The sequence below is a fragment of the Actinopolyspora biskrensis genome (assembly GCF_013408175.1).
In the GTDB taxonomy this organism is placed as follows: domain Bacteria; phylum Actinomycetota; class Actinomycetes; order Mycobacteriales; family Pseudonocardiaceae; genus Actinopolyspora; species Actinopolyspora biskrensis.
Genome location: NZ_JACBYW010000006.1, coordinates 349,495 through 373,907 on the forward strand (window position 1 = coordinate 349,495; position 24,413 = coordinate 373,907).

20 protein-coding genes, 3 pseudogenes and 1 riboswitch are annotated in these 24,413 nt (G+C 65.6%); of the genes and pseudogenes, 5 read left to right on the forward strand and 18 right to left on the reverse strand.

Features of this window, described 5'->3' with window-relative positions:
• Window positions 1-62: 62 nt before the first annotated feature.
• Complete coding sequence (locus tag FHR84_RS17310; protein WP_179536560.1) at window positions 63-863, reverse strand: Bax inhibitor-1/YccA family protein; 801 nt, start codon at window positions 861-863, stop codon at window positions 63-65.
• 187 nt (window positions 864-1,050) lie between these two features.
• Window positions 1,051-2,226: a membrane protein insertase YidC gene (gene yidC / locus FHR84_RS17315; protein WP_179536561.1), complete on the reverse strand. Its 1,176-nt coding sequence runs from the start codon at window positions 2,224-2,226 to the stop codon at window positions 1,051-1,053.
• 484 nt (window positions 2,227-2,710) lie between these two features.
• Here yidC and FHR84_RS17320 point away from each other — a divergent pair, with 484 nt between their 5' ends.
• Entirely contained in the window at window positions 2,711-3,295 is a 585-nt protein-coding gene (locus tag FHR84_RS17320; protein WP_179536562.1) for an NADPH-dependent FMN reductase, read from the forward strand.
• A gap of 127 nt (window positions 3,296-3,422) precedes the next feature.
• Here FHR84_RS17320 and FHR84_RS17325 read toward each other — a convergent pair whose 3' ends face one another.
• Genes FHR84_RS17325 through FHR84_RS17335 form a run of 3 tightly spaced genes read right to left on the reverse strand, consistent with a single transcriptional unit; the run spans window position 3,423 to window position 6,284 of the window.
• Complete coding sequence (locus FHR84_RS17325; RefSeq protein ID WP_179536563.1) at window positions 3,423-4,202, reverse strand: ATP-binding cassette domain-containing protein; 780 nt, start codon at window positions 4,200-4,202, stop codon at window positions 3,423-3,425.
• A gap of 22 nt (window positions 4,203-4,224) precedes the next feature.
• Entirely contained in the window at window positions 4,225-5,262 is a 1,038-nt protein-coding gene (locus tag FHR84_RS17330) for a FecCD family ABC transporter permease (protein WP_179536564.1), read from the reverse strand.
• Complete coding sequence (locus FHR84_RS17335) at window positions 5,259-6,284, reverse strand: ABC transporter substrate-binding protein (RefSeq protein ID WP_179536565.1); 1,026 nt, start codon at window positions 6,282-6,284, stop codon at window positions 5,259-5,261. The genes FHR84_RS17330 and FHR84_RS17335 overlap by 4 nt, the downstream gene beginning before the upstream one ends.
• A gap of 76 nt (window positions 6,285-6,360) precedes the next feature.
• A riboswitch (cobalamin riboswitch) is annotated at window positions 6,361-6,539 on the reverse strand.
• Window positions 6,540-6,705: 166 nt separating this feature from the next.
• On the opposite strand from FHR84_RS17335, the gene FHR84_RS17340 reads away from it, so the two are divergent.
• Complete coding sequence (locus FHR84_RS17340) at window positions 6,706-7,392, forward strand: endonuclease V (RefSeq protein ID WP_179536566.1); 687 nt, start codon at window positions 6,706-6,708, stop codon at window positions 7,390-7,392.
• Here the strand turns inward: FHR84_RS17340 and FHR84_RS17345 are convergent.
• Genes FHR84_RS17345 through FHR84_RS17360 form a run of 4 tightly spaced genes read right to left on the reverse strand, consistent with a single transcriptional unit; the run spans window position 7,389 to window position 12,393 of the window.
• Window positions 7,389-7,709: a toxin-antitoxin system YwqK family antitoxin gene (locus tag FHR84_RS17345; protein ID WP_179536567.1), complete on the reverse strand. Its 321-nt coding sequence runs from the start codon at window positions 7,707-7,709 to the stop codon at window positions 7,389-7,391. The two genes, FHR84_RS17340 and FHR84_RS17345, sit on opposite strands and share 4 nt — an antisense overlap.
• Before the next feature lie 7 nt (window positions 7,710-7,716).
• Window positions 7,717-11,508: a YwqJ-related putative deaminase gene (locus FHR84_RS17350; protein ID WP_179536568.1), complete on the reverse strand. Its 3,792-nt coding sequence runs from the start codon at window positions 11,506-11,508 to the stop codon at window positions 7,717-7,719.
• Window positions 11,505-11,813 (reverse strand): ESX-1 secretion-associated protein, encoded by a 309-nt coding sequence (locus FHR84_RS17355; RefSeq protein WP_179536569.1) that lies wholly within the window; start codon window positions 11,811-11,813, stop codon window positions 11,505-11,507. Before FHR84_RS17355 ends, FHR84_RS17350 begins: the two co-directional genes overlap by 4 nt.
• A 25-nt stretch (window positions 11,814-11,838) precedes the next feature.
• Window positions 11,839-12,393, reverse strand: coding sequence for a YbaB/EbfC family nucleoid-associated protein (locus FHR84_RS17360; RefSeq protein ID WP_179536570.1), 555 nt, complete (start codon window positions 12,391-12,393; stop codon window positions 11,839-11,841).
• A 246-nt stretch (window positions 12,394-12,639) separates the two neighbouring features.
• Between FHR84_RS17360 and FHR84_RS17365 the strand changes: the two genes are divergently transcribed.
• The gene (locus FHR84_RS17365; RefSeq protein WP_179536571.1) at window positions 12,640-12,939 is read left to right on the forward strand and encodes an MFS transporter; all 300 of its coding nucleotides are present in this window, start codon (window positions 12,640-12,642) and stop codon (window positions 12,937-12,939) included.
• 71 nt (window positions 12,940-13,010) lie between these two features.
• On the opposite strand, the gene FHR84_RS17370 is transcribed toward FHR84_RS17365, so the two are convergent.
• Window positions 13,011-14,255, reverse strand: coding sequence for an APC family permease (locus tag FHR84_RS17370; RefSeq protein ID WP_179536572.1), 1,245 nt, complete (start codon window positions 14,253-14,255; stop codon window positions 13,011-13,013).
• A gap of 328 nt (window positions 14,256-14,583) precedes the next feature.
• On the opposite strand from FHR84_RS17370, the gene FHR84_RS17375 reads away from it, so the two are divergent.
• Window positions 14,584-15,564 (forward strand): LysR family transcriptional regulator, encoded by a 981-nt coding sequence (locus FHR84_RS17375; protein ID WP_218863024.1) that lies wholly within the window; start codon window positions 14,584-14,586, stop codon window positions 15,562-15,564.
• Here FHR84_RS17375 and FHR84_RS17380 read toward each other — a convergent pair.
• A pseudogene (locus FHR84_RS17380) lies at window positions 15,561-16,358 on the reverse strand (IS5 family transposase). The gene FHR84_RS17375 and the pseudogene FHR84_RS17380 overlap by 4 nt on opposite strands.
• A gap of 502 nt (window positions 16,359-16,860) precedes the next feature.
• A complete protein-coding gene (gene ectB / locus FHR84_RS17385; RefSeq protein ID WP_179536573.1) occupies window positions 16,861-18,123 on the reverse strand; it encodes a diaminobutyrate--2-oxoglutarate transaminase in 1,263 nt (420 codons plus the stop codon).
• A gap of 534 nt (window positions 18,124-18,657) precedes the next feature.
• On the opposite strand from ectB, the gene ectA reads away from it, so the two are divergent.
• Window positions 18,658-19,176 carry a diaminobutyrate acetyltransferase gene (gene ectA, locus FHR84_RS17390; RefSeq protein WP_179536574.1) on the forward strand — a complete coding sequence of 173 codons (519 nt, stop codon included), beginning with the start codon at window positions 18,658-18,660 and terminating at the stop codon, window positions 19,174-19,176.
• Between the two features lie 42 nt (window positions 19,177-19,218).
• Here the strand turns inward: ectA and FHR84_RS22560 are convergent, their stop codons facing one another.
• The 6 genes and pseudogenes from FHR84_RS22560 to FHR84_RS17415 form a co-directional block, all read right to left on the reverse strand.
• Entirely contained in the window at window positions 19,219-19,359 is a 141-nt protein-coding gene (locus tag FHR84_RS22560) for a hypothetical protein (protein WP_246300685.1), read from the reverse strand.
• Between the two features lie 24 nt (window positions 19,360-19,383).
• Window positions 19,384-19,809, reverse strand: a pseudogene (locus FHR84_RS23530) (4'-phosphopantetheinyl transferase family protein); the annotation flags it as partial.
• 197 nt (window positions 19,810-20,006) lie between these two features.
• Window positions 20,007-21,698 (reverse strand): annotated as a pseudogene (gene cmlS, locus FHR84_RS17400) (chloramphenicol-biosynthetic FADH2-dependent halogenase CmlS); the annotation flags it as partial.
• A 26-nt stretch (window positions 21,699-21,724) separates the two neighbouring features.
• Entirely contained in the window at window positions 21,725-22,351 is a 627-nt protein-coding gene (locus FHR84_RS17405; protein ID WP_179536577.1) for an LbetaH domain-containing protein, read from the reverse strand.
• Window positions 22,348-23,712 (reverse strand): long-chain fatty acid--CoA ligase, encoded by a 1,365-nt coding sequence (locus FHR84_RS17410; RefSeq protein WP_179536578.1) that lies wholly within the window; start codon window positions 23,710-23,712, stop codon window positions 22,348-22,350. The genes FHR84_RS17405 and FHR84_RS17410 overlap by 4 nt, the downstream gene beginning before the upstream one ends.
• The gene (locus tag FHR84_RS17415; RefSeq protein ID WP_179536579.1) at window positions 23,709-24,407 is read right to left on the reverse strand and encodes an SDR family NAD(P)-dependent oxidoreductase; all 699 of its coding nucleotides are present in this window, start codon (window positions 24,405-24,407) and stop codon (window positions 23,709-23,711) included. Before FHR84_RS17415 ends, FHR84_RS17410 begins: the two co-directional genes overlap by 4 nt.
• Window positions 24,408-24,413 lie beyond the last annotated feature (6 nt).

Below are 24,413 nucleotides of genomic sequence, written 5' to 3' on the forward strand. Positions count from 1 at the left end.
CCTTCCTAATCCAAAAACATCCGAACCGTGTCGGACGTACACAATCTCCTCAGGCAGTACACCTAGTCGTTCTGCAGGTAGGACAGCAACCGCAGGATCTCCAGGTAGAGCCAGATCAGCGTGACCATCAGGCTGAAGGCGATGTACCAGGAGTACTGGGCGTCCACCCCGTTCTTGATGGCCCGGTCGGCCTCGTCGAAGTCCAGCAGGAAGACGAACGCGGCGATACCGATGCACAGCAGGCTGAAGCCGATGGCCAGCGGACCACCATCGCTGTCCCTGATGCCCAGGCCGCCCTCGACGAAGAAACCGGCGACGAGGTTGATCAGCATCAGCGTGAAGGCGCCGGCCGCGGCCCCGATGATCCACTTGGTCAGCTTGGGCGTCACCCGGATGGCCCCGGTCTTGTAGACCACCAGCATGGCGGCGAACACACCCATCGTGCCCGCGAGCGCCTGCATGATGATACCCGGATTAACCATCGAGGCGAACATGTAGCTGATCCCGCCGAGGAACACGCCCTCGACTGCCGAGTAGGCGATCACCAGCGCGGGGCTGACCTTCTTCTTGAAGATGTTGACCAGCGCCAGCACGAACCCGACGAGCGCCGCGGGCAGCGCCAGCGCAATCGCCTGCGGACCGGCGACGAAATAGGTCGCGGCCGCGGTGCCGATCGTGATCGCCAGCGTGGTGGCCGTCTTGGTCACGACGTCGTCGATGGTCAGCGGACGTCCGGCCTGCTTGGGAGCAGTGGGTGCCTGTCCGCCGGCACCGAACGAGCCCCCGGGGGGCTGGCCGTAGTTGAAGTTCGCGTGCCCGCCCTTGGGCAGGCTCTTGAACGCAGGGTTACTGCTTGTGCGCAACTCATCCTCCCGGGCGTGCGTGCGCCGTCACCCGTTACAACGATCGAGAACCGCGCACGGTTCCATGTCACGTAAAAAACACTTTACCCGTATTCGACGTTTTCCCCCACATCCTCACCCGGCCGATCGAGAGATGTCCGCCGGGTGAGGCGAAACCTCCCCGGAGGAAGTGCTCCACGTCACGGAATCAACGGCGCTTCTTCTGGCTCCGCTGTGTCGCGGACTGCTTACCGGAACGGCCCTTCTGCTGCGGCCCCTTCTTTCCGGAGGAACCACCCGTGGATTTGGCGCCGCTCTTCGAGCCCCCGCTCGGTTTGCCGCCCGGTGTCCCGTTCGACTTGCCCGCGGATCCCGCCTTCGCCCCGGAACCGGACTTCTTCTCCCCCGCGCCGGAAGCACCCCCCTGCTTCCCGGAACCACCGCCGGAGCGGGTTCCGTTCTCGGACGCCCCGGAAACCGGGTCCTCCACGACGGTCCCCTCGACCGCGGTGGCCGACTCGCCCGAGCGGTCCGGCTTCTGCCCCGGCTTGGGACGGGGAGCCTCCTTCTTGGCCTCGAGGTCGCGCTCCTTCTGGCGCTGCTCCTCGCGGTCCACCTTGTTGGTGAGGAAGTGCTGCTGGCCGAGCGTCCACACGTTGTTGGCCAACCAGTAGAACAGGACGGCCATCGGCAGGAACCAGCCCGAGACCAGCGCGCCGATCGGGGCGAGGTACATCATGACCTTGCCCATCATCGCGCTCTGGGGATTGGCCATGGCCGCGTCCGACTGCCGCTTCATCGACATGCGCATCGTGAAGAACGTGGCCACCGAGGCGATGATCATCAGCGGGATCCCCACCGCGATCATCTCGGGCCTGCTGGTGCCGAACTCCTCCAGCCGCTGCTCGGACTGGGTGATGGTGTTGGAGAGCTTGGCCCCGAAGATGTCGGCGTTGATGAAGGAGGTGACGCCCTCCTTGCCGAACACGAAGTTGCTGTCCTCGTCCGGCTTGAAGCTCCGCAGTACGTGGAAAAGGCTCAGGAAGACCGGAATCTGCACGAGAGCCGGAAGGCAGCCGCCGAGGGGGTTGACCCCCTGCTCGGACTGCATCTTCTGCATCTCCTGCATCATCTTCTGGCGGTCGTTTTTGTATTTCTCGCGGATCTTCTGCATCTGCGGGGCGAACTTCTGCATCTTCCGCCCCGCACGGATCTGGCTCAGCGCGGGCTTGAGCAACAGGACACGCAGGGTGAAGACCAGGAAGAAGACGGCGAGCACCCAGCTGATGCCCTGGTCCTTCCCGAACAGCGTGCCGAAGATCGTGTGCCAGAACCACAGGATGGCCGACACCGGGTAGAGGATAAAGCCGAAGAAGTCCGCCACTCATTCACTCCTGGTCGTCGCCCGGCGTGCTCCTCCGGGCTTCACCTGCACAACCGCACCCCGTTCGCACCGCAGGGCTCAACCCCGCCAGGGTGCCACGACCGAATCCGATCACGACGCGCGGGAGGCCCCACAACCGCCTCGACCACGCGACACCGGACCGTCCGGAAAGGCCTTCCGGAACACCCCCGATCCGACCGGCGTGGGCTCCGACGTTCTCGCGCACGGACGAACCGTGCGGGGTTCTCACGCGGAGCCTCCTCCGGAGTCGGAGAGCACGGCGCTCGTCACACACGGGATTGTACGCGTGCCCGGCCGACCACGGGCACCCCGGAAAGACGCGGACACCCCGGCGGACACCGGAACGCACTCTTTCGGGAGACGTCGTCGCGGAGGCATTGACTTAAACCTTGATCGAAGTTCTAGTTTTGCTCACGTAGCCGCAGCCGGGACCGGCCGGGTCCCACGGGATCGAAGGAGCACCATGAGTTCGAACGCCCTCCGCCTCGCAGTGATCATCGGAAGTGTCCGCCAGGGCCGCTTCGGTCCCACCGTCGGCCACTGGGTCGCGAACGAAGCCGAACGGTTCGAGCGGTTCGAGGTCGACCCGATCGATCTGGCCGAGTTCCAGCTGCCCCTCGACATGGGGGACGAGTCGGGGCCGCAGGCCCAGGAGTCCGGCGACGAGCTGCGGCGCCGGCTCGGTGCCGCGGACGCCTTCGTCGTCGTCACCCCCGAGTACAACCGCAGCTTCCCCGCCGCGCTGAAGAACGTGATCGACCACCACAACGTCGAGTGGTACGCCAAACCCGTGGGACTGGTCTCCTACGGAGGCATCGCCGGTGGCCTGCACGCGGTGGAGAACCTGCGCCAGGTCTTCGCCGAGGTGCGCGCCATGACCGTGCGGGACACGGTCAGCTTCCACGGGGCTCAGGCGGCCTTCGACGAGGAGGGGCTCCCGGTGGACCAGGCGGGGAGCAGCACCGCGGCCAAGGTGATGCTCGAGGACCTGACCTGGTGGACCCGCGCGCTGGCCGAAGCCAAGGAGAAGCGCCCCTACCTCGGCTGAACCGCTCGCCGCGGGCACGGCGTGCGAGAGCGGTCGGGTGCGGTCGGGTGCGGTCGGTGAAGCCGTTCCGCACCCGCTCGCGGGGAAGCCCCGGCGAGCCGTACCGCGCGAAATCGAACTTCGCGGGTCAGCACTCCGAAGGCTTCCCCGGGAAGAAGCGGACGGCGGGGCGCCCGCCCGGACCGTCCGGGGAGACCCCGGCCCGCACGTCGTAGACATCGGCTATGAGCTCCGGCGTGAGCACCTCGGAGGGCTTTCCCGAGGTCACGGCACTGCCCTCCCGCAGCACGATCAGCTGGTCGCAGAACATGGCGGCCAGGTTCAGATCGTGCAGCGCCAGCACGCTGGTCACCGGGATGCGCACCACGAGCCCGAGCAGCTCGAGCTGGTGCCGGATGTCCAGGTGGTTGGTCGGTTCGTCGAGCAGCAGCTCCCGCGGCTGCTGGGCCAGGGCACGCGCGATCTGCACCCGCTGCCGTTCACCGCCGGAGAGCGTGTGCCAGGAACGCCGCTTCTTGTCCGACAGTTCCGTGTACTCGAGAGCGGAGCGAACGGCCTCCTCGTCGGCGGCCGTCTCCGCCGACCAGGGACGTCGGTGCGGGACGCGGCCCAGCCGGACGACGTCGAGCACGTTCATGTCCACCCCGGTGTCGGCCTGCTGCTCCACGAGCCCGACCTTGCGGGCGACGTTCCTGCGGCCCACCCGGTCGATCGGAACGCCGTCGAGCCGGACCACCCCGGCCGAAGCGCCGCGCACCCCGGACAGCAACCGCAGCAGGGTCGACTTGCCGGAACCGTTGGGCCCCAGCAGTCCGACGGTCGAACCGGGCTCGGGTTCGAGGCTGACCTCGTCGACGATCAACCTGCCGCCGACGTGCCAGGAAACCCGGTCGGCGAGCAATCCCACGGTGCCGCCCTCCTTCTCACGGTCAACTCGTCTTGCGGGTGCGGTAGAGGATGACCACGAAGGCGGGAACACCGATCAACGACGTCATCACCCCCACCGGGATCTCCTGCGGATCGAGCACGGTGCGAGCGATCGTGTCGATCCACACCAGAAAGATCGCCCCTGCCAGCGCGGTGGTCGGCAGCAACCCGCGATGACCGGATCCGACCAGGGCGCGGGCGGCGTGCGGCAGCACGAGCCCGACGAAACCGATCGCACCGGCCGAGCTGACCAGGGTCGCCGTGAGCAGCGCGGTCGCGATCAGCAGCACCGTCCTGGTGCGCGTCACGGAGACGCCGAGCGAGGCGGCGGCGTCCTGCCCGAAGGTGAACGCGTCCAACGCCGTGGCCTTGGCCAGGCACACCAGCAGCACCACGACCAGCGCGAACAGGCAAGACGCCACGTCGAACCACCCGGTTCCGGCCAGCGAGCCCAGCAGCCAGAACAGCACGCTCCTGGTCTGCTCGGCGTCACCGGCCGACATGACTATGAACGAGGTCAACGCCGAGAACAGCTGCATGGCGGCCACGCCGGACAGGATCACGCGGTCGGCCGTACCGCCCACGACGTGGCTCAGCACGAGCACCAGCGTGAACGAGCACAGCGAGCCGAGGAAGGCACCGAGCGAGAGCGTGGCCACCCCGCTGCCGAGGCCCAGGATCACCACGGACACCGCCCCCGTGGAGGCTCCCGAGGAGATCCCCAGCACGTAGGGGTCGGCCAGCGGGTTGCGCAGCAGGGACTGCATGACCACGCCGCACAGTCCGAGCCCGGCCCCGCAGACGGCGGCCAGCACCGTGCGGGGCAGCCGCAGGTTCCAGATGATCCCCTCGCGGATCAGCGAGAGCCCGGAGTCCCCGAGACCGAGGTGGTCGGCCACCACCGCCCACACGTTCGGCACCGCGATGTCGGCCGGTCCTATCGTGATGGTGAAGGCCACGGAGAGGCAGAGCAGTGCCAGCCCGCACACCCAGAGGACCGTGGTGCCCACACCACCCGAGCGGGTGAGCAACGATCTCATTCGACGAGGCCGAACTCGCGCAGCTTGGCGGCCACCCGCTCCACCCCGTTCACGGTACGGAGCGACGGGTTCATCGCGGCTCCGCTGAGCCTGATGTAGCGCTCGTCGCGCACCGCGTCCATGTGCTTGGTGACCGGGTTGGACTCCAGGAACCGGATCTTCTGGGCGGCCTCCTCCGCCGTTTGGCTCTCGCGGGTGAGGTCACCGAGCACGAGCACGTCCGGGTTCCGCTCGGCCACCGTCTCCCAGTTGATCTGCGGCCACTCCTGGTGCGTGTCGTCGAAGACGTTCCGCGCGCCGATCCTGTCGGTGATGATCCCCGGTGCGCCGCAGCAGCCCGCCATGTACGGCGACTCCTTGTTGGCGAACCAGTAGAGCATGCTCACCCCGGAGGCATCGATGTCCTCCGTGGCCGTGGCGACCCTGTCCCGCAGTTCGTCGATCAGTTCCGCACCGCGCCGCTCGACGCCGAACACCCGCGCGAGGTTCTCGATCTCCTCGTAGACCCGGTCCATCCGCAGCTGTTCGGCGCGCGAGCCGTCCCCGTCCCCCGCGTTGTTCTTGGCGCAGTCCGAGGGGGCCACGTAGGTCGGCACGCCGAGCTGTTCGAACTTCTCCCGCGAGGCGACCCGGCTCACGGTGCTCTCGAACGAGGCCGAGACGAAGTCCGGTTCCTCGGCCAGCACCCGCTCGTAGGAGGGCGTGTCGTCGGCGAGACGGGGGACCCCGGAGTTCGCCTCCTCCAGGGACTCCAGCACCGGGTCGGTCCAGGTCGCCGTGCCCACCACGCGGTCGGCCAGGCCGAGGGAGAGCAGGATCTCGGTTGATCCCTGGTCCAGGGAGACGACACGTTCGGGCGGAGCGTCGAGGGTGACCTCCCTGCCGCAGTTCTCGACGGTTCGCGGGTAGCCGGGCGCACTCCGCCCGGAGGAGTCGGGGGGCTCGCCGCCGCAGGCGGTCAGCAGACCGGCTGCGAGCAGCGTGAGGCAGCACAGGGACAACGACCGGAACGGCCTACGCATCGGATCCTCTCCGTCGGAAGGCTCGAGCGCGGAGCCTCGCGGGCATTCGAACCGCCGGTTCAGCGGGTGCGAACCGCCGGTTCGGCGGGTGCCAGCAGGTTTTCGGGCTCGAGATCCTCCGAGCGGAAAGCGCCTTCCCGGGGTTGTCCCCAGTGGCCGTTGCTCCGCCCGTCCCTCACACCGCTGCGCGTCAGCTCCGGATTCGCACCGGATTCCCTGGCCCATCACGGGTTGACTGGCGCGGACAGCCTAACAGCGCGGTGTTCGTCCATGAACCGGTCGAGTGAGGACACCACCGAGAAAAGAGTCACATACCACAAGCGGTGCGACGTTCGAAGCGACCATGGTGTGATCGATGAAGAGTTCGCGGTACCGACGAGTCCCGGGGACCACGGTCTCATGACTCGCCAAAGCTTTCCACATGTCCAACAATGGAGTGATGATTCGCGTCCACAACCCACACCCGTGGCCCTCTACGGAACAGGAAGCCGTCGCGGTTCAGGAGCACCTGCGGTCCTTGGTCCGCTTCGACGGCGAGCCCGAGGTCGTCCGCACCGCGGCGGGATTGGACGTGGCCTATCGCGAGGACACGAACGAACTCGTTGCAGCGGTCACGGTTCTCGACATGGGAACACTGGACATCATGGACAGTGTGGTGGTGCGCGGGAAGCCGGAGTTTCGTTACGTACCGGGACTGTTCGCCTTCCGCGAGGCTCCACCGCTGCTGGAAGCACTCACACGTCTGTCAGTCGAGCCGGACATCCTCGTCTGCGACGGTCAAGGACTGGCCCATCCTCGCCGCTTCGGGCTGGCTTGTCACATCGGCGTGCTGACCGACACTCCCAGCGTCGGCGTCGCCAAAACCGCGATGGGCCGGTACGAACCACCGGGAGAACAGCGCGGCGACTGGTCACCGCTCTACTGCGACTCCGAGATCGCAGGCCGAGCGCTACGGACGCGACACGGCGTGAAACCGGTGTTCGTCTCGGTCGGCCACCGCCTCACGCTCGACACCGCGTGCGAGCTGATACTGCGACTTGCACCGTTCTACCGTCTGCCCGAGACGACACGCAGTGCTGACAGGTTGGGACGCTCCGCACCGGCCTAAAAGTCATCCAGCGTCAATGTCCCATCATCATCCCACCGTCGTTGTCCCAGGTATCCTCCTGTATCGCTGAACCGAGCCTCTCTTGCCAAAGTTCCATTCTTATGCCACTCGACATGAGTTCCGATGGCCCGCCCTCTTGAATTATAACCTTCGGAACGTTTTGCCCCATCCGGATACCATTCCTTCGTCACCCCGTCCGGAACTCCGTCAACATAGGTAGTCAAAGCAACAAGAACACCGCCCCGCGTTTCCTCCACCACTTCTCCAGTAAAAGGAAAACCCTGATACAGAGCTGTTTCATCGAACCCAGATTCCACCTCGTCCTCAGTTATCCGAAACATTACCCCTCTTCCGAGTGAACTCTTCAAGCGGAACAACATACTCACTGTTGGCTATGTTTTCAATTTTCCTGTCAGGATGATTTTTTCCGTGGTTGAAACCGCCCGCTGCCATATCAGAGGACTCCCAGCCCGTTGAGAGTATAGCATTGCAATTAGCACAGCACGGAGCCAAGGATGCCGGCCAGTCCTTGAACGTGAACCGACTGTCTACGTACATTCGCCCCATGATTTCCTTCATCTCCGCCTTGGTGCCAACCCCCCTGTCATTCAACAGTTTGTTCAACGCCTTCACCTCCGCGTGTCGAGTAGGTTCATCCTGCCAGGGGTACTCCCCTTTCTCAGAAGCAAGGTTTCCGTCAGGGCCGTACAGATCATATTCGCCGCGAATATCCTCCAAATGATCCCACAGGGCATGATTCAATTCCACTCCGGGAATAGCGCTGTCGCTCTTCCCGTTTACCGCCTCGTAGACATTGCCAAGTTCCCGGTCGATAATGACGGAATTAACACCTCCATTTTTTCCTCCCATCCTCTTCTGCGATATCGTGTTGCCCTCCTGGTCGAGCGGGCGGTGATTCTTAGCAGCATCCCGAATAAAGTCCGTTCGATCCTCGAGGGCCTGTCGAACATACGATTCAACCGGATCGCCGTCGATCTTGACTATGAGCCCCTCCTCGTACTCGCACCGGTAAGGATCGATCGTTTCCAGTTCATGGGCGCGATCAAAATCAGTGTTGACCGGTTTTTCCGGATATTTCTCGCTTCCGAAAGCGGTCTGGCCATCGTCTCCCCGCGCCTCGGCTTCCTCCGGCCTCTCGCCGGGGTCCGCGCCGTCCCGGGGAGGATGGAAGCCGTCCTCGCTGGCCGGAGCCCTGGTGCTGTCGGGGTGGTGCGTGTCCCAGCCACCGTCCGGGGGCCAGGTCGGGCTTCCGTCGGGCCCCGTGGCGCTGACGAACAGGCGCCCGCTGCTGTCGCTCCAGACCAGCCCGCGCGGGGCGGTGACCGGGACGTCGAGCTCGCGGGCCAGATCCGCCGCGAAGTCCTCGGAGTCGCAGACGGCCAGCCGGACCGGCCGCTCGCCGTCCCACTCCGGCAGGCGACGCAGCACGTCGCTCAGCTCCTCCGGTGAGTAGCCGCGGTCACCGATGTGGGCGCGCCCGTCCGGCCTCATGTGGGCGTCGAGCGTGAAGTGCCCGCCGTCGTCGGGAACGCGGCGCGCGAGGTCCTGCATGTTCGGGTCGGTGTGCCCCGACACCCCGGAGTCGGTGCGGTTGCCGCGCAGCTGCTCGAGCGCGTCGTCGACCTTGCGCTCGTACTCCGGTGTCCCCGGCTCCGGCCGGTCGGCATCGTCCCTCGGGGGCCCCGAGCCGTCGCCGTTCCCCGCCCCCGGATCGTCCTTCGGCCGCTGCGGTGCCGATTCGGGCCCGTCCGACCCGGTGTTCGGTCGATTCGAGCCGTCGCCGCCACCACGCTGCTGCCCCGGGACGTCCGTCCGCTTGGGAGCGGACGGGGGCGACGTCTCGGGAGGCCGTCCCGCTCCTCCCCCGCCGGTGCCCGGACGGGAGCTCGGGCTCCCTCCGTCCGGGGAGCGCCCGGACGTGTCCGGTCTGCCGGGACCGCGTTCCGGGCCGCGTGGCGGACTGCTCGTCCCCGCGGTCTCCGCCCGCGGTTTCGGAGGCCCCTCGGGACCTCGGCCGGTCGTCCCCGGCCCCGTGGGCGATCCGGTGTGCCCGGAAGCACGTGGAGCGTCCGTGGTGGACGGCGGTCGACCGGCCGCCCCCGGCGTGCCGGGGGTTCCGGTCCAGCCTCCTCCGGATCCGGGACGGTTTCCACCGCCGCTCGGGCCCGCCCCGCCGGTTCCGGACTGCCCACCGGCCGTCCCGGGGCTGCCCGCCGGTCCCGCCGCCGGAGTGGAGGGAGAGCTCGAGGGCTGATCCGCACGAGGCGGCGTCGACGGGGCCGCCGGTGCGGCCGATGCGGCCGATGCGGCCGGGGACGTCACGTCGGACGGGCTGGTGCTGGACGGAGCACTCGGGTTTCCCTCCGGGAACGAAGGGGGCGAACCGCCGTCGGCACCCGGGCTCCCGCCGTCGGGCGGGCCGCCCGCCCCGGGACGGGGACCGGACGCGTCGGGAGCGGCCCCGGTTCCACCTGGTGCCTCCGGAGCCGGTCCGGAGGGGCGGCCACCTCCGGCATCGGGCACGCCCCCACCACTGGACAGGTCCCCGGAGAACGTCATCGTCCGGGGGTCCGGAGCGGCCGTGGAGCCGCCGGGCGCGGTGCTGCCGGTGGGTGGCTCACCACCGGGACCGCCCTCCGGGGAGGGAACGGTTGCGCCCTCGGCGGAACCGTCGGACCGCGGCGGTGCCGGACCGGTGTCTCCGGGGGCCGAGGGGCCGGGATCCGGTCCGGACCCCGCGGTCGGCGCGTCCACCCCCGAAGAGGACGAGTCCGCTCCCTCGTACGACGAGGAGGGGAAGCTCCGCTCCGGACCGGGTCCTCCGGGGGACTCGTAAGGGCGCCCGGAGTACGGGCTCTCGCCGGAGGACGGAGCACCTCCCGGACCGGTCTCCGGACGTGAGGAAACCGGGGTGTCCGCGGAGGGCGCCGCGTCCGGGCCGGAGCGCGGGGACTCGGGGGCGCCACCGGGAGCGGCGGAGTCCGCGTCGGGACCGGACCTCGGACCGGGAGCCGCCGGATCGGGAGCCCCGCCGGGAGCGGTGGAATCCGATTCGGGCCCGGTGAGATCGGAGTCGGGACCGGCCCCCGGTTCGGGAGCGAGGTCCGGATCGGCGCCGGAACCGGGGTCCGAGCCCGAGCCGCCGTCGGAACCGGAACCACCGCCCCCGTACGGGTGCTTGCCGGATATGTCGGTGCCGAAGGCGTCGTCGAACTTCCTCCACGAGCTCTCGGCGACCCTGTCGGCGACCTTGCCGGAGACGTCGATCTTGTCGGCGACCCTGCCCGCTCCCTCGGCCGCCTTCTTGCCGATCTTGCCGAGCGAGCTCATGATCTCGCCGAAGACGTCGACCATCTTCTTCAACTTCGGAGAGACGTTGCTGATGGTCTTGGTCAGCTTCTGAACGATCTCGGCGATCTTGGTTACGGTCTTGGAGACGAAGGTGGTGGCCTGGGCGACGACGACCGGGGTGCCGAAACCGAGGGTTCCGATCGCCTCCAGCGCGTAGGTGATCAACCGGGAAACGCAGTCGGCGACGAGGTCGCGCACGAACTCGCGCACGAACGAGACGACCTCGCCCATGATCGTCACGACCGAGCTGATCGTGCTCGCCAGCTCGGCGGCACCGGACAGCGCCTCGCCCCTTTCCGCGGCGTGACCCCGGTAGGCGTCCCCGGCGGCCCCGACCCACTGCGCGACGTCGGCCTCGACGGCCGCGCCGTACTGCTTGGCGGCTTCGTTGACCTCCTGGGAAACATTGCCCCAGGTCTCCCCGTAGGCACGGACCCCGTCGGGATCACCCGCGAACCAGTCCAGGGCCTCCTGGAGCGGTTCGACGTGCTCGATCAGCCACGACAGCCCGTACGACATCAGCGTGCCGATCGGGTCGACCGCGAGGCTGACCGCCTCCATCGCGAGCCCGCCGTAGGCCAGTCCCGACTCGACCCAGCTCGAACCGTCCTCGAGGCTGCTCACGTCGTTGACGGACTCGGCGATGCCGATTCCGGTGCCCCATCCCGCTTCTCCCGTACCTTCGGTGAGCGGTCCGGGCCCGTCCGGTGCCTGCTCCTCCTGCTCGACGAGGGGGTTGTTCATATCCGGATCTCGCCGAGCATGTCGCTGTTGTCCTGGTCCACGGACTCGTAGTCCTCAGCGGCTCCCCGGACGTTCTCGGCGGTGTCCCGCATCCCCTCTACCGCCTGTTTCAGGGTGTCGATCCCGTGCTGTTCCACCGGATCCAACATCCACGCGAACGGTCGGCACAGGATCCCGTAGGCGTCGTTGTCCAGCGACACCTGCTGCGCGGCGTCCACGGCGGTGTCCAGCCGGTCGATCACTTCGTCCACTTTGGATGCGTGGTTGCGCAGTTCCTCGGGGGCGACGTTCACTCGGTCGGACATAGACGAACTCCTCAACACCGAAAGATCAACGCAGGAAGGACCGGCCCTCGAAGTCGTCGTCATCGGACTCCTCCGGCCGCTGCCACGACCGCGCGGAGCCCTCCGGAGCCGACGCGGCCTCGTCGTCGTCATCGGGCCCCAGATTCATCTCCCGCACACCGGCCCCGGAGGTCCGCGGCTCGTCGGACTCCTCGGACTCCGGCGGTTCCGGGAAGCTCTCGCGGGCCCGGCTCAGGACGTGCTGGACAGCCGGGTCCTCGGTGCCGACCGTGTCGGCAGCGGCCTGCCGCATCAGCTCCGGGATCCGCGACTGCGCGGACCGCACCGCACGCATGATCTCGGCGGCCAGCTTCGACATCGGCCGGTTGGCCGCGTGGTCGGACAGGCTCAGGTCCCGCAGGATCCCGTCCGAGCCAAGGGTCACCCGGACCGCTCCGTCACTCGACGACTCGGTCACCGAGATGTCCTCGATCTCCGCCTGCATCCGACCGAATCTCTCGGCCTTCTCGCTCGCGCGTTCCTGCCATTCACGGACCATCCGCTCCGCGGCCCCGACGTCCCTGCCGAAGTCCTCGGTCAACCCGCCTCCTCGTCAGCTCCTCCCGTCCCGAGCAACGTAACGACTCGGCAGCGGAGCGGAAGGCACATTTCTCGGAAAATGAGCGGAAAGGTCGCACACATTACTCCGAAAAGGACAGTCTGGTTGGCCCTTTTCGCGCAAAAACCCGAACGGCAGCTCTTGCGAGGACCCGCTCGGAGGCCGCCTACTGGGGCTGGCGCATCCCGTTCCTCGCCAGCGTCGCGCTCATCGGAGTCGGGGCTCTACGTGCGGCTGCGCGTGCTGGAGAGCCCGGCGTTCCGCCAGGTCCGAACGCAGAACGCGGTGGTCAAGCTCCCGCTGGTGCGGGTGTTGCGCGACCAGCGGCGCGACGTGCTCAAGGCCATGTTCGTCCGCGCCGCCGAGCAGTCCCCGTTCCACATCTTCACGACGTTCGTGCTCACCTACGGCACGAAGGAGCTGGACGTGCCGCGCGGGCAGGTGCTCGGCTGCCTGATGGCGGCCGCCGCGCTCGGACTGCTGTCCATGCCGTTCTTCGGCTGGCTCTCCGACGTCGTGGGCAGGTGACGCGTCTACGGCTGCGGAATCGTGCTGACCCGCACAACAGCCCCGGACGAACGGCGATCAGAGTCGACGCTTCAAGTCACCTGCGCAAGCTGCCCTCCTGCAGCGCCACGACCGGCCACGAGAAGCCATGCGGCAGCGATGCCAAGCGGCCACAACAGGTACCAGCCAGTGAGGACGGACAGAACGACGAGCAGCACAAGGGCTGTTGCGGCCGATACGGTACCGGCTCGACTGGTATAGCGAAGAATCCGGATTCCGGCTGATGCGCCCACCACGTAAAGAGCCATGATGCAGGCGGTAGAGCTCAGCACCAACGTCTGCACGTCCAGATCAAAGAGGATCGATGCGGAAAACACGCTGCCGGTCATCACCGCGACGATGATCAGGCTCCGCAGCGGGACCGCACCGGTCTCCGCACCAGGGGCGAAATACCGGGGAAGTGCGCCGTCCCGAGCCAGGGCAGCGGCAAGTTTGGAGGTGCCAGCCACATATGCGTTAATCGTCCCCGAGGTAACCAGTACCGCGATAAACGCGGCGACCACAGGACCGGTGGAACCCAACCCGAGCTCCAACAGCGCAGCGAGCGGAGTCGCTGTCTTGCCGGCCGACTCCCCGAGAGCCAGAGTGGTGACAGCAGCCAACAGAAGATAGAGCGAGCCGATGACCACGAGGGCCCCCACGGTAGCCCGCTTGATATCCCTCTTGGGGTTCGCAAATTCACCCGACAAATGCGTGACGGTCTCCCACCCGTTGAAAGACCACATCAACAGCGCTGCGGCAGATCCGACTGCCGCCCAGCCATGTGGGGCGAACGGTTCCAGGTTCCCCTCCCTGGCGTGCGGCACCGCGACGACCACCGCCGTCACGAGCAACAGGGCCAACGTCCCGGTCAGCAAGAGCTGCACCTTGCCTGACAGCCGAACCCCGAAAGCATTCGAGGCGAAGCCCAACGTGAGCATGGCCGCCGCATAGGCCACTGCTTCACCCTGTCCGCCGTGCGTGACCTCAGCCAGGTAAGAGGCACCGAACAAGGCCAGTGCAGGCATCCCGAGCGGGGCGCCGATAAAGAACCACCACCCCACGACGGCAGAAATCCGCTTCCCGAACGCCCTGCGCACATACGTTGACACCCCGCCCGAGTCGGGGAAGCGCGTCGCGAGTACCGCAAAAGTTGTCGCCAACGGGACAGACAAGACCACAAGCCCCAGCCAGGCCAGCAACGATGCCGGCCCGGCGAGTTCCGCAGCGAGTGCGGGCAGTGTCAGCACTCCCGTGCCGAGTACGGCACCTACGTAAAGGGCCATGCCCTGCGGCATGCCTATCCCACCACCCCGCAAGGATTCTCCTCCCGAACTTGCGTCTTTCGCAGTCGTGCTCGTATCCAACAGTCCCTCCCCCGGGATTGGACACTCTTCGATGCGTGTCACTGTTCGCTCGCAGTGGGCCCCTTGCCGTCGATACCGCAGGAAACCAGGGCCGTCTCAAGCCCTCCGCAGATACTGCGGCTCCCGCGGCCCTAACCCCAGCTGATGGCGCGATGGGAAACGCAGCGGTTCGTGTCGACGTCCACGGCGACCATGGTGACTGTGGACGACCGTTGCAGTCTATTGCCAATTTCGCCAGGATTTTGTGTACCCTGCGTGAATGGTTGACCTACGCCGACTCCACATGCTCAGGGTGGTGCACCAGCAGGGAACCGTCACTGCTGCCGCAGAGGCCCTGCACCTCACGCCCTCGGGGGTTTCCCGCCACATTCGTGAGCTCGCGCGTGAGCTCAAGGTCCCGCTCCTGGAACCACAGGGCCGCAACATCCGGCTGACCCCAGCCGGGTACCTGCTGATCGAGCACGCCGACGTGCTGCTCGCCCGATGGGAACAAGCACAGGCGGAGTTGGAGTCCCACCGAGCCGGCATGAGCAGACCGCTGCGCGTCGCGGGCTTCACCACTGCGGTAAGCGGCCTGATCGCGCCCGCGGCCGGACAACTGCGGAACAGCCATCCCGATTTCCAGGTACACGTTCGCGAGTGCGACACCATGCAGAGCATGGACCTGCTGGTGGCCGGCGAGGTGGATCTCGCGGTCGTGGAGCCCATCGAGGGCGGGCCACCGCCGGATGATGCGCGGTTCGAGCAAATCCCCCTGCTGGAGGAACCGTTCATCATGCTCGTACCTGCCGCCCACCCACTGGCGCAGGCGTCGACGGTGCAGCTGGCGGACGCGGCAGCCGAGGACTGGATCGTCGCCGAGCCGGGTACGTGCGACCATGCCCAGCGGGTGCGGGGCCTGTGCGCGGCAGCCGGGTTCTCGCCGCGGATCGTGCACTCCGCCACCCACTGGCCGGCGGTCTGGTCGCTGGTCAGTAACGGCCTGGGCGTCTCGCTGATCCCGCAGCTGGCTGAAGGCCCCGCAGGGCAGGCAGTCGTTCGGGTACCGGTCTCCAGCGAGAACATGCCGATGCGGCGGATCCTCACCTGCGTACGCCGGGGCAGCCGACGGAACCCGCTCATCGACCTCGGGGTTCAGGCGCTCAAAGATGCGGTCCACGACCATCAACCCCTCGACGACGAGCCAACATCCAGCCGTCAGCTCACCTGTTCACCGGGCGCGACGCCAAAGAGCTCCTAACGTATCTGGGTTGGGAGTCGGCGCCAGCAGATGAGGCTGTTGGCGAGGGTGGGGAAGCCTTGGTGGATGTCGGTGCGGCGTTCCCAGCGGGTGGCCAGGCGGCGGAATCGCTGCAGCAGCGCCAGGGTTTGTTCGACGACCCAGCGCACGGGCTGGTTGTTGTCGCGGGCGCCGCGACGGATGATCAGCGGCCGGATGCCGCGGTCTCGCAACAGCTCTCGGTAACGGTCGTAGTCATAGCCGCGGTCGGCGACCAAGGCCTCCGGCTTGCGGCGGGGTCGCCCGACTCGGCCGCGCACGGGCGGAATCGCCTCAACCAGCGGCAGCAGTTGGGTGATGTCGTTGCGGTCGCCGCCGGTGAGGACCGTGGCCAAAGGAACACCACCACCGTCGCAGATCAGGTGGTGCTTGGACCCCGCCTTGGCGCGGTCGAGGGGACTGGGACCGGTATCGGTGCCCCCTTCGCCCGCACATGCGAGGCATCCGCGATCGCACGGGACCAGTCGATCTGATCGGCAGCGTGCAGCTCGGCCCACAAGACCTCGTGCAGTTGGTCAAACACACCGGCTGCAACCCAGTCCCGTAAGCGTCGCCAGCAGGTCATCCCCGGAACCGAAGCCGAGCTCTTGTGGCAGGTCTTCCCACCCGATGCCCGTGTAGAGCACGAACAGGGTCCCTTGCAGCACCGCGCGATCGGGCAACGGCTTCGGGCCCGTCTTACTCGCCGGACGCACCGGCAACAGCGGCTCGATGCGCTCCCACAACCCGTCCGACACGATCCACGGCGCAGCCACACCAAGATCATCTCAAACCAAGATCCCCAATGCGTTAGGGACTCGAAGGAGGTCGCTTTTACTGCTGGACCTCCCCGACTTCTTGAGTTCAGTCGGTGGCAGCAGGTGGTCCTGGTGTTCGATTCGCAGGTCGGATGGTGACTGCGGCTGAGCGCGAAGAGACCTCCCGGGTGCGGCCGAGGGGCTGCAACGCCGGGAGATCGCGGACCGGATCGGCGTGCTGCTCGCGTCGTGTCGAGAGAAATCGGTCGTCACGGTGGTTCCACCGATGTCTTGGGGCCCGCCCCGCAAAATTCACGATCGGAAAAATCCAGCGAAGTCTTCACCGAACTCCCCGCATCGCATGCTTCCACCAGCTGAATCCGTCGTCCACTTCGCTCACCACCGAGCCCAGCCACCCCGCTGAGTTCTTACACCAACAGCCCCCGGACACACCGGGGCGATTCACTGGGATCCACGGCCAGGTAGAGACGAGTGCTGTGGTGGGTCGGGCGCCGGCACATCAGCGGGTTTCGGCGACAACACGGGCGAGAATGCTCAGACCTTCCTCCAATTCACCGGAGGAAATGCTGAGCGGGGGAAGCAGCTTGACGACTTCGCTCAGCGCACCCGACGTCTCCAGCAACAGCCCGTGTTCGAAGGCCCGCGCGCATACGGCGGACGCCTGCTCCGGATTCGTGAATTCGATACCCCATGCGAGGCCACGGCCGCGATATGAGGCATCAGCGCGCTCAGCGCAGATCGTCTGCAGGCTCCGCTCGACCTGCTCGGCGTGCGCCTGGGTCTGCTTCTGTGTCTGATCGTCCTTCCAGTAAGTGGCCAGGGCGGCGGTGGCGGTGACGAAGGCGGGATTGTTGCCGCGGAAGGTTCCGTTGTGCTCACCCACTTCCCACATGTCCAATTCAGGCTTGAACAGGGTCAGGGACATCGGAAGGCCGTAGCCGCTGATGGACTTGGACAGCGTGACGATGTCCGGCACGACACCTGCCTCTTCGAAAGAGAAGAAGGCGCCCGTGCGACCGCATCCCATCTGGATGTCGTCGATGATGAGGAGCATACCGTGCCGCTTGCACAGAGCAGCGAGTTGCCGCAGCCACTGGGCCCGGGCCACATTGATCCCACCCTCCCCCTGCACGGTCTCCACGATCACGGCTGCGGGTTTGTTCAGGCCTGATCCCTTGTCCTCCAGCAGCCGCTCGAACCACAGAAAGTCCGGGACCTGCCCATCGAGGTAGCGATCGAAAGGCATCGGTGCGCCATGGACGAGCGGGACGCCTGCCCCGGCCCGTTTGAAGGCGTTGCCGGTAACAGCCAAGGCCCCCAGCGACATGCCGTGGAAAGCGTTGGTGAACGAGACGATCGTCTCGCGGCCCGTGACCTTCCGGGCCAGCTTCAGCGCGGCCTCAACGGCGTTGGTGCCCGTCGGTCCCGGAAACATGACTGTGTACGACAGATCGCGCGGGCGCAGCGCGTAGTGCTCGAAAGCTTCCAGGAAGCTGCGCTTGGCAGCGCTGGCCATGTCCAACCCGTGGGTGATGCCGTCGCGCTCGAGATAGTCCAGCAGCGCCCGCTTCAGTACCGGATTGTTGTGTCCGTAGTTCAGGGCCCCGGCTCCGGCGAAGAAGTCCAGGTAGGGACGCCCCCGTTCATCATACAGGTGACTGCCTTGCGCGCGGTCGAAAACGGCGGGCCAGTCACGGCAGTAGCTGCGTACGTTTGACTCCCGCTCTTCGAAAACGCTCAGGTCGGGCGCAGTGATCGTCACGGAGTTCCTCCTTGTATGTTTACCTTCTACCCCGCAGAAGCGGTCGTTGTAATTACGGCGACGCAGCCACAGCACCTTCCTTCAGGCTCGATCCACCCGAGCTGATCACGCGGCGGCCACACCCGTGGGCACGGCCCGCCCAACGTCACGAACTGCGACTTCCGCATCGAGGACTCGCACACCGACTTCGAGTTTCATGCAGCCGCTCACGTCGCGCGGCTGGGTGTTAACGGGATTGGCGATGGCCAGGGGCAGGAGTGATGCGCCGGCACATCGCTTCCGTCGCCTCCTGCTTCTGGTCAGATGAGTTTCGTGGAGCAGTATACAGCGATGCGGGATTTTGAACATTTCATCCCTCGTGATCCGCTGCATTTTTACCCCGCCGACCCGTGATGGGTAGACGAACGGGTGGAAATGGATGACACTCGGGTGGAGGAGCGCGCGCCCGCCTCGGCCGTCTCTTCGCAGGGGAGAGACCAGGATCATGCCGGTCCCCAACTGACGCTCCGATTCTTCTGAGCGAAAGGGAGAACGATGACCGCATCGCCGCCGCAGAATAACGGTACCGATGTCCAATACCGCACACCTACCCCGGCGGACGCCATTGCTGTCTGGCAGATGGTCGCCAACGAGCCGATGCTGGACGACAACAGTTCTTACCACTACACGCTTTGGTTCCGGGACTTTGCTGAGACCTCCATGGTGGCCAACGTGGGAGACGAACTCGTGGGGTTCATGACCGGATATCGACGACCCTGCAAACCGGACACATTCTTCATCTGGCAGGCGGCGGTCAAGCCCGGAAGCGGCATTTCGGGTCTCGGGGTCGACATCCTCGCAAACGCGATCGACTTCCAACTGACCACCGGGGCGAAGTACGTGGAAACGACTATTTCCGAGCAGAACAAGGCAGTCACCATGCTGCTGCACATGATCGCCAAGAAATACGACGCCGACATCGCCACCGAACTCCTGTTCGCTGCGGAAGCGCTTCCAGATGGTGACCATGACGAGGTCCTCTACCGCCTCGGACCGCTGAACCCTCGCACCTGAAGCTGGGGCGGGGGCGGCCCGGAGCGGTCGGCCCCATCGCCCTCAGGTGGGAAGCAGCGAACGCACCTCCACAGCGGTGATCCGATGTGTGCTGGCGATCGCGGCGGCATGGCCTTCTACGAACACGTCCAGCAGGTGGATCGGGGACGATGGCCAGTCCTCGGCGGGGAGCCCTCGAGGCACAGCCAGATCACCCTGGACTCCGATACGGTCCAGGCGAGCCGCTAGTCCGTGTCCGGTGAGCTTGACGGCGGCTTCCTTCCGCGACCAGAGCCGCGCGAACGCCTCCGCCAAGTCATGTGCGGGCAGTTGGGACAGAGTTGCGGCTTCGTCCGATGTGACGGTGCGGCCCATGAGACGCCCCGGGACACGGAGGTTCCCCAATGTTTCAAGGTCGGCGCCCACGAACCCCCGGGTCACGACACCGATGACAACCCGATGGCGAGTGTGCGCGACCGAGTAGTCGTATCCGGCTCCGACTACGCGAGGGCGTCCATGGTCGGCGCTGCAGCGGTCGCAGGTCCGGTCGATGCGCACAAGATCGGTCGGCCTGCCAGTATACCGGCAGGCGATCAATCGCTGCGCTCCGCGGGAGGTGACGAATAGATTCCGCTGCCCGCCCTTGGGAATCATCTCGGCGCGGGCGGCCTCGATTGGCGTCAGCAGTCCTTCCCAGTGCGGTCGCTCCCGGACCGGCACCGACCAGAGGTGGCACTCGCCGACGGCGGGTAGGGCGTAGAGGGGAGACAGCTTCGTTCCCTTCCAGGCATGATTCCGGCCCCGTCGTCCGCAGCTCCGGCGCCCCGGGCCGCGGACGACGGGGCCGGGGGTCAAACCTCATATTCGGTTCCCACGCCGTCGAAGCGGAGGCGGTCCTGGATCAAGACCCGCTCGCCGTTCTTGTCGAAGCCCACCAGGAGACCTGCCTCCATGAGACGGATGACGATCTGTGAGCTGATCTCCTGCTGGCCGGCGTCGCCCAGTTCGCGGATGAGCTCCTTGTAGCCGACCTCCTCCTTCAGGAGACGGCTGAGGATCTCCCGGTGCTCTTCCTCCACGGGCCACTTGATCATGTCACGGCCGTCTTCATTCGCCAGGACCTGCTTGGGTTCCAGGGTGAACGTTTCAGGATCGATCTTGTAGTAGGGCTTGAGGACGACCTCTGCGCCGTTCCACTGCAGTCGCTTGATGCGGTTGAGCCGCTTGGTCAGTTGGCTGATCCAGCGCACACGAGCTGGCTCGAGCTCCCTGTCGGTGAACTCGTCGCTCAGCTCCGTGCGTTGGTGGCGTCCGATACTCATCATGGTCGCCGCTCGGTCGCGGAAGTCGGCCACCGACACCGTGCCGTCCTTGCTGGAAGCAGCCAACCTCTCGAACCAGCCCTTGCGGTTCAGGCGTCCGTCATCAGATTCGCTGATCCGCCGCTTGGACCAGAACGCGGACTCCGGTTCGGTGAAGGAAGCCAAGGTGTAGAAGGAGGCGAGGAACTCATGGTACTGTTCGTAGGTTTCACGGTAGGAGCGGTTGTACCAGGCGTGAACCTCCTCACTCTCGTCCTTCCGTTTGGTGATCCGGTCGATCGCGGCGGCCGCGGAGACGGCCGACTGCGTAGCCAGGTGCACGCCCTGGGAGAACAAGGGGTCCGTGAAGCAGGCCGAGTCGCCGGAGAGGAAGTAGCGTCCGGCGGAGTACACCTCGGAATCGTATGACCAGTCGTGGATGACACGGACCTCGTCGGTCATCTCGGCGTCGCCGAGGATCTCCTTGGCGCGGGTGGCCTTGGCGAGAGTCTCCCGGTAGAAGCGCTCGGGCCCCTTCTCCTTGACCTCGCTCGACTTTGAGCGGTCTACGACCAGCCCCACGCTGTAGAGGTCGTCCGCGACCGGAATCATCCAGACCCAGCCGTCCTCGAAGGTGATGGAGTAGGTCGTCCCCTTGAGGTCGCCTTCGAAGGGGTCGGCACGTCGGAAGTACGACCAGATGGCGAAGCTCTTGTAGAACTCGTCGTAGTGCCGCACCTTGAGCTTCCGGGCCAGGGGCCCGTTGGAGCCGCCCGCGTCGATCACGAAGTCGAACTCGACCTGATTGTCGGCTTTCCCCGCGGTAAGCGACACCTTGTCCGGATCCGATATGTCCACATTGGATACCGATGTGTTCTCGGACACCTCGATTCCACGTTCCTTAACCTCGTCGAGCAGGAGCTTGTCGAATTCATCGCGCTTGACCTGGATAGCGTGGTCGAAAACCCACGGCGAGCTCTGTGGCGTGGTGAAGGAGAAAGTCCACGGGGCCTCGTCCCGTCCCCACAGGAAAGTTGCCGAGGGCTTCTTCACGAAGTTGCGCGCGTCGATCTTCTGCTGCAGGCCCAGTCGGTTGAAGATGGACAGTGTTCCCGGCAGGAACGACTCTCCGACCTTGTAGCGAGGAAAGATTTCGCGCTCGAAAACGACCGGTCGGTGGCCGAGCTTGTGCAGCGTGAGGGCGGCGGTGCAGCCAGCGGGGCCGGCCCCGATGACAGCGACGGTCGATCGGTTCAAGATGAGTCCTCTCATGATTGGTCGGACTTGATGGATTTGATGCGACTCGGAGTCAGGTAGGAAAATCCGCTAGCAGCATCCTCGAAAAAGGTGATCCCCGCTTGAAACCGGCATTCGTCGCCAATGCAGATCTCCGGTGCGACAGTGCAGTCAAGGCCGAAAAAGTTCCCCTCACCTATTCTTACACTGTTTCCGCAGTGAAAGTTCGGGGAGAAGAAGTTGCCCGACCCGATCCGGGAATGATGCCCGAAAGTGCACCGGTAGTTGACGACGTTATAGCTTCCGACGACGGTGTTCACACCGATGTAGTTGTCCGGTCCGATCACATTTCCCCCGCCCTCGATCGCTACGGGATCGAGGTGGGAAGAGGGGTGGATGATGTTGACCGGTTCTAGCTCCCGGGCCGTGATGTACCCCTCGATAACCTCGCGCCGTAGGACCATGTCGGACACGGCGAGGGCCACCCGTGTGCCTTCATTCGGGTCGTATTCGGCGAGATTCGACCACATCCCGTCCGGCGCGTGTATATCTTCGCCTTCGAGGGCGAGATAGCGCTCGATGCGGAAACCTGATTCCTCGGCGTAGCGCGCCACTTCCAGAGCGAACTTTCCTGCCCCTATGGCGACCAGTTCGTTCACTCCTGGCCCCTCTTCTTCTTGAACCGGGCTGATACGGGAACCTCATCGATCACCGTGATCTTGGCGGGCATTTTGAACGGCTCGACCTTGCCGTCGAGGAACTCGCGGACATGTCGCCGGACTTCGTGCTTATTCATCTCGCCGACGGGCTTGACCTCGACGTGGACGGCCTGCCCCGTGATGGAGTTCGCATTCCCGTAGACGGCGCAGTAGGCGATTTCAGGGCTGCCCATGAGGATCGATTCGAGTTCGAGCGGGAGGACCTTCTCGCCACCTACGTTAATGATCTCCTTAGCGCGCCCCTTGACCTTGATATAGCCCTCTTCGTTCTCCTCCACGAGATCGCCGGTCCGGAACCAGCCATCTTCGGTTACGGATTCGTTGGAGTAGTTGAGGTAGCCCATAAACTGCGTCTTGGTTCGCAGCTGCAGCTCACCTTCGACAATCCGGTGCTCGACCCCCTCCTCGGAGATCTTGAAGTACGTACTGGAGGACGACTCGCTCTGCGTGGTCGAGATGCCCGTCTCACTGGTCCCGAAGGTCTGGAGGAGGCGAGCGCGCGGGAAGGCCGCGTGAACGCGACCGAGCAGCTCCTCCGGCATGGGTTCGGTCCCGTAGGTGATCAGCCGCAGGCTGGAGAGGTCGAACTTCTCGTGGAACTTGCCGATGAGGATGAGGTTGAGGAACGTCGGGCTGGTCGGGAGTAGGCGGATGCCGTACCGGTCGACTAATGAGCAGATCTCCTCGGGCGTGCGCCTGGCCGGCACGACTGCGGTGGCCCCGCTGCGCACGACGCCCAGCAGCGAGTTGATCCCCCCGATGTGGTCGGCCAGCAGGAACAGCAGAATGTGCGGTGGTTTAGCTCCCACGCGTTCACTCGCGCCGATCTTGTCTTCGAGCAGGGCGTCGAAGTTATGCAAGACCGCCTTCGGCGCTCCTGTCGATCCGCTCGAGAGCAGGACGAGCCCTGAAGAGTCAGCTTCGACCAGCCCTCCGTAGAGGTCTTCGGTCTCACCCGGAGGAGCGTCGAACGGTGTGACCGTGACCTCTGCTTCCACCTCCAGCACGTGTCGAGGACGACAGGCGTCGCGAACGGCCGTCAGCGTTGTCTCCGTGAACGTCACGACGGGGACCACCACGGCCTTGAAGCGGTAGAGCGCGAAAAGCGCGGCGATGTGGGAGAACGAGAAGTCCCCTTTGAGGACAACGGGGTCGTGCGGCTTCACCCCCGCCTCGTCCAGCATCGTCTCGATGCGCCGGATCTCCCCGGCCAGCTCTCCGTACGTGCCGCTCGATTCCTCGTGTACGACTGCCGTGCGGTCTCCCAACCGCTCCAGCCGACCCAACAGGGTCTCCCTCATTGGATTCCTCCCAGATACAGAGTCTCGCCGGTAACGAAGCCGGATCGGCCAGTGGTCAGGAAGTCGACCGGGCCAACGATGTCCTCCATCTCGCACATCCGCCCCATCGTTTGCCGGGCAATGACGGCATCGAGAGTCTCCCGCGCGAGAGTTCGGGTGAGGGCAGTCCGGACCGGCGGCACACCAACCCCATTTACTCGTATGCCGAACGCGACCAGTTCCTTGCTCATGACACGAGTCAGCTGCTCAACGGCGCTCTTACTCGCCGAGTAGACAAGCTGGCCGTCCAATGCCCACGGCACGGCAACCGTCGAGATGTTGAGGATCGCCCCGGATTCTTCCGGACTCTTCTGCAACAGCTTGGCGGCCTCCCTGCAGCAGTTTAAAACCGCGAAGAAGTTAAGGTCGAAAACTTCGCGCGCGGTCTCCTCCGGCGTCATCATGAAATGGTTCATAACCGCTGTTCCAGCATTATTCACCAAAACATCCAAATGCCCAAACTCGCGGCGAATCGCGCGGAACATGGAGCGCACCTGCGCGCCGTCGGTCAAGTCGATCTCGTGGTGGCGGTACCTGCTATGGTCGATCATCGAGGACTTTCTACTGCAACCGACCACCGTGTCACCGCGCTCGAGGAAATGTTCGGCCAGTGCCCTTCCTACGCCAGTCCTGGTTCCAGTGACGAGGGTAATCATCAGAGC

Coding starts and splice junctions, on each gene's coding strand:
- FHR84_RS17375 (WP_218863024.1), top strand. CDS start 14,584: ATGGTTGACCTACGCCGACTCCACATGCTCAGGGTGGTGCACCAGCAG.
- FHR84_RS17355 (WP_179536569.1), bottom strand. CDS start 11,813: ATGTCCGACCGAGTGAACGTCGCCCCCGAGGAACTGCGCAACCACGCA.
- FHR84_RS17320 (WP_179536562.1), top strand. CDS start 2,711: ATGAGTTCGAACGCCCTCCGCCTCGCAGTGATCATCGGAAGTGTCCGC.
- FHR84_RS17330 (WP_179536564.1), bottom strand. CDS start 5,262: ATGAGATCGTTGCTCACCCGCTCGGGTGGTGTGGGCACCACGGTCCTC.
- FHR84_RS17415 (WP_179536579.1), bottom strand. CDS start 24,407: ATGATTACCCTCGTCACTGGAACCAGGACTGGCGTAGGAAGGGCACTG.
- FHR84_RS17340 (WP_179536566.1), top strand. CDS start 6,706: ATGTCCAACAATGGAGTGATGATTCGCGTCCACAACCCACACCCGTGG.
- FHR84_RS17350 (WP_179536568.1), bottom strand. CDS start 11,508: ATGAACAACCCCCTCGTCGAGCAGGAGGAGCAGGCACCGGACGGGCCC.
- FHR84_RS17410 (WP_179536578.1), bottom strand. CDS start 23,712: ATGAGGGAGACCCTGTTGGGTCGGCTGGAGCGGTTGGGAGACCGCACG.
- FHR84_RS17370 (WP_179536572.1), bottom strand. CDS start 14,255: ATGCCGCAGGGCATGGCCCTTTACGTAGGTGCCGTACTCGGCACGGGA.
- FHR84_RS17335 (WP_179536565.1), bottom strand. CDS start 6,284: ATGCGTAGGCCGTTCCGGTCGTTGTCCCTGTGCTGCCTCACGCTGCTC.
- ectA (WP_179536574.1), top strand. CDS start 18,658: ATGACCGCATCGCCGCCGCAGAATAACGGTACCGATGTCCAATACCGC.